The sequence below is a fragment of the Xanthomonas sp. SHU 199 genome (assembly GCF_000364665.1).
Taxonomy (GTDB): Bacteria; Pseudomonadota; Gammaproteobacteria; order Xanthomonadales; family Xanthomonadaceae; genus Xanthomonas_A; species Xanthomonas_A sontii.
Genome location: NZ_AQOI01000374.1, coordinates 1 through 4,104 on the forward strand (window position 1 = coordinate 1; position 4,104 = coordinate 4,104).

Annotated in this window: 3 protein-coding genes and 1 pseudogene; 1 reads left to right on the forward strand and 3 read right to left on the reverse strand. The window is 68.7% G+C overall.

Translation table 11 applies throughout. The features are described 5' to 3' along the window. Window positions 1–367: 367 nt before the first annotated feature. Window positions 368–1,432 (forward strand): SDR family oxidoreductase, encoded by a 1,065-nt coding sequence (locus tag D183_RS0112565; protein ID WP_017909301.1) that lies wholly within the window; start codon window positions 368–370, stop codon window positions 1,430–1,432. Window positions 1,433–1,832: 400 nt separating this feature from the next. On the opposite strand, the gene lolD is transcribed toward D183_RS0112565, so the two are convergent. From lolD to D183_RS0112580, 3 genes and pseudogenes are all read right to left on the reverse strand, one after another. After that, window positions 1,833–2,585 (reverse strand): lipoprotein-releasing ABC transporter ATP-binding protein LolD, encoded by a 753-nt coding sequence (lolD, locus tag D183_RS0112570; protein ID WP_026143294.1) that lies wholly within the window; start codon window positions 2,583–2,585, stop codon window positions 1,833–1,835. Beyond that, entirely contained in the window at window positions 2,578–3,822 is a 1,245-nt protein-coding gene (locus D183_RS0112575) for a lipoprotein-releasing ABC transporter permease subunit (protein WP_010342649.1), read from the reverse strand. The genes lolD and D183_RS0112575 overlap by 8 nt, the downstream gene beginning before the upstream one ends. Window positions 3,823–3,845: 23 nt before the next feature. Next, a pseudogene (locus tag D183_RS0112580) lies at window positions 3,846–4,104 on the reverse strand (hypothetical protein); the annotation flags it as partial.

Consider the following 4,104-nt stretch of genomic DNA (forward strand, 5'->3'; position numbering starts at 1 on the left):
TGGCGAGGCTGGCCGCGACCGCAGCGCCGAACGGCGCCGGTGCCGGCCAGCGGGCAGCGCGAGCCGCGACGGGGCCCTGGCACGGCACGGCGTCTGCCGACGGTTGCATGTGCTTGCCCTCCTTGGCATCGATGGATCGGAAGCAGCGAGACGAAGCGGCGCGACGTGCGCATCGCGCGACACCGTCTGTATCGCCATGCCAGCGTCGCATCCCGCCTGGACGCGAGCCATCGGTCCATGCCGCGGCACCGCGTCAGAATTCGCCTAACGCGCGAGCGAGCGCCGCGTCACAGTCCCGACGCAGTTCTCCGCAACTTCATCGCCCCGCGCCTAAGGTGCGATACCCCACGTCGTAAGGAGTTCGCGCATGCGCAAGGGCATCGCACTGATCGTCGGAGTCACTGGCATTTCCGGCTACAACCTCGCCAATGTGCTGGTCGCCGAGGGCTGGACCGTCTATGGGCTGGCGCGCCGTCCGGTGCCGCAGGAAGGCGTGATTCCGGTGGCAGCCGATCTGCTCGACCGCGACGCCACCATCGCAGCGCTGCGCGGGCTGCCGATCACCCACGTGTTCTTCTGCACCTGGACGCGGCGCGACACCGAGAAGGAGAACGTCGCCGCCAACGGCGCGATGTTGCGGCACCTGTGCGAGGGCCTGGACGGCGCGACGCTGCAGCACATGGCGCTGGTCACCGGCACCAAGCATTACCTCGGCTCGTTCGAGCACTACGGCAGCGGCAAGGCGGAGACGCCGTTCCGCGAGAGCGAACCGCGGCAGCCGGGCGAGAATTTCTACTACACGCTGGAAGACCTGCTGTTGGACGCCGCCGCGCGCCACGGCTTCGGCTGGAGCGTGCACCGCTCGCACACCATGATCGGCCAGGCCAACGGCAGCAATGCGATGAACATGGGCGTGACCCTGGCGGTGTACGCGACGCTGTGCAAGCACACCGGGCAGCCATTCGTGTTCCCCGGTTCGCGCGCGCAGTGGGACAGCCTCACCGACCTCACCGACGCCGGCCTGCTCGGCCGCCAGTTGGCCTGGGCGGCGACCAATCCGGCCGCACGCAACCAGGCCTTCAATACGGTCAACGGCGACGTGTTCCGCTGGCGCTGGATGTGGGGCGAGATCGCCGCGTTCTTCGGCCTGGACCCTGCCCCCTATCCGGAGGCGCCGATGCCGCTGCAAGCGCGCCTGCAGGACGCCGCGCCGGCGTTGTGGCGCGAGATAGCCGAGCAGCATGGGCTGGTGCAGGTGGACGTCAACCAACTCGCCTCGTGGTGGCACACCGATGCCGACCTCGGCCGAGAGATCGAGTGCGTCAACGACATGACCAAGAGCCGCGATCTCGGCTTCCTCGGCTATTACGACAGCCGCGCCTCGTTCCTGGAGCTGTTCACGCGACTGCGCGCGCAGCGGGTGATTCCCTGAGGGACGAGGCTTGGTCAGGCGCTGTCGGCAACCGGGGCCGACGACATGGTCGGCTGCGTTCGTCGCAATGAAGTCGCTCCCGCATGCGGTTGCACTTGCAGGAGCGGCTAAGCCGCGACAGGGGCTATCGGTAACGTTCGTGTCGCGGCTGACGCCGCTCCTACCGCAAGACGATGCGCCGGCGTACCTGTGGTAAGGATCTCCCTGTGGGAGGGACTTCAGTCCCGACGCGGCCTGCGTCAGCCGCAGGACAGCGCTGTCGTCGGGATCGAAGGACGGCCACGGGAAGCATGGCTGCCACGCCAGCCCCCTGAAAGAGGCTTGAGCCCCTCGCGATCGTCAGGCCGCGATCATGCTCGACCACCTGCAGTTCGGGGCCGCCGTGCGGCCTCCTCCCCATTCAAACGTCCGCAGGCGCCAATTCGCGCAGCTTGCCCTGGTGCAGTTCCAGCACCCGGTCCAGCTTGCGCGCCAGGCTGCGGTCGTGGGTGACCAGGGCCAGGCTGGTGCCCTGCGCGCGGTTGAGTTCGAGCATCAGCGCGAACACGTTGGCCGCGGTCTTGTCGTCGAGGTTGCCGGTCGGCTCGTCGCCGAGCACGCAGGCCGGGCGATTGACCAGCGCACGCGCCACCGCGGCGCGCTGGCGCTCGCCGCCGGACAGCTCGCCCGGCTTGTGTTCCAGACGATGGCCCAGGCCCACCGATTCCAGCAGCGCCCGCGCGCGCGCATCGGCGTCCTGGATCGGCGCGCCGCCCAGCAGCACCGGCATCATCACGTTCTCCAGCGCGGTGAACTCGGGCAGCAGGTGATGGAACTGGTAGACGAAGCCCAGCGAACGGTTGCGCAACTGCCCGCGCGCCGCGTCGGTCAGCGCCGACATGCGCTGGCCGGCCACGTAGACCTCGCCGGAGGTCGGCACGTCGAGGCCGCCGAGCAGGTGCAGCAAGGTGCTCTTGCCGGCACCGGACGCGCCGACGATGGCCACGGTCTCGCCCGCCGCCACGCTCAGCTCCAGGCCGTCGAACACCGGCGTGCGCATCTTGCCTTCGGCGTAGGTCTTGGCCAGGCCTTCGGCGCGGATCGCCGCGTCCGCTTGTCGCTTCTGCATTCCCGATTCCCGATTCCCCATTCCTGATTCCCGGCTCTCATTCATAGCGCAGCGCCTCCGCCGGCTGCGTGCGCGCCGCGCGCCAGGCCGGGTACAGCGTGGCCAGGAAGCTCATCAGCAAGGCAACGATGGTGATCACCATGACGTCGTGCGGCTGCATGTCGGTAGGCAGGCCGGTGATGTAGTAGACGTCCTCCGGCAGCAGCTTGATGTTGAACACCGCCTCGATGCCGGCCAGGATCCGCTCCAGGTTGAGCGTCAGCACGATGCCGCCGATCACGCCGGCGACGGTGCCGATCACGCCGATCAGTGTGCCCTGCACCATGAACACCTGCATCACCCCGCCCGGGCTCAGTCCCAGTGTGCGCAGGATGGCGATGTCGGCCTGCTTGTCGGTCACCAGCATCACCTGCGAGGACACCAGGTTGAACGCACCCATCGCGATGATCAGCGACAGCAGGATGCCCATCACCGTCTTTTCCATCTTCAGCGACTGGTAGAGGTTGGCGTTCTCGCGGGTCCAGTCGCTGACCATGTACGGGCCGTGCAGGTTCAGCGCCAGGTCGCGCGCCACGTTCCAGGCCTGGTCCATGTCGTACAGCTTCAGGCGCACGCCGGTGACGCCGTCGCCCATGCGCAGCACCCGCTGCAGGTCGGGCATGCTGGTCACCGCCAGGCCGCGGTCGATCTCGTTGTAGCCGGCCTCGAAGATGCCGCTGACGGTGAAGCGCTTGTAGCGCGGCACCATGCCCATCGGGCTGGCCTGCGGCTCGCCCAGCATCACCACCACCTTGTCGCCGACGCCCACGCCCAGCCACAGCGCCAGTTCCTGGCCGAGCAGGATGTTGTACGAACCCGGGGTCAGGCTGTCGACCGAGCCCTGCTTCATCTTCTGCGCCAGCACCGAGACCTTGGCCTCTTCCTTGGGCAGGATGCCGCGGACGATCGCCGGCTGGTTGCGCTGGCCGGTGAGCAGTGCCTCTTCCTCGACGTAGGGCGCGGCGCCGGCGACGCGCTTGTCGCGCATGGCCACGTCCACCGCGTGCTGCCAGTCCTCCATCGGCGCGCCCTGCGCGCTGACCGTGGCGTGCGCGGCCATCTGCAGCAGGCGGTCGCGGATCTCCTTCTGGAAGCCGCTCATCACCGCCAGGGTGGTGATCAGCACGGTCACGCCCAGGGCGATGCCGAGGATCGAGGCCATGGAGATGAAGGAGATGAAATTGTTGCGGCGCTTGGCGCGCAGATAGCGCAGGCCGATGGCCACGGGTAAGGGTTTGAACATGCGCAGCCACCATCCAGGGAGCGCTATGGTGCCATTTGCGGCGGCGCAGACGAAGCGGCATGGGCGGCAGCGGCCAGACGCAGTTCACGTCGTGCCGCCGGTGGCAGCGTGTCGGGCCACCACGCCAGGCGCTGGGTGCGCCCCTGCGCATCGCGCCAGCGCACGAACGCCAGCGGTCCGCGCCAGTCGACCTGCAGCGCGCACACCGCCACGCCATCGACGCTGGGCGCACCGGCGCCAGCGGGAACCAGCAGCTTGCGCGGCGCCCGCCCGGCCTCACGG

Bases quoted from the DNA above. Each gene is read 5' to 3' on its own strand.
- D183_RS0112565 (WP_017909301.1), top strand. From the start codon at position 368: ATGCGCAAGGGCATCGCACTGATCGTCGGAGTCACTGGCATTTCCGGC.
- D183_RS0112575 (WP_010342649.1), bottom strand. From the start codon at position 3,822: ATGTTCAAACCCTTACCCGTGGCCATCGGCCTGCGCTATCTGCGCGCC.
- lolD (WP_026143294.1), bottom strand. From the start codon at position 2,585: ATGAATGAGAGCCGGGAATCAGGAATGGGGAATCGGGAATCGGGAATG.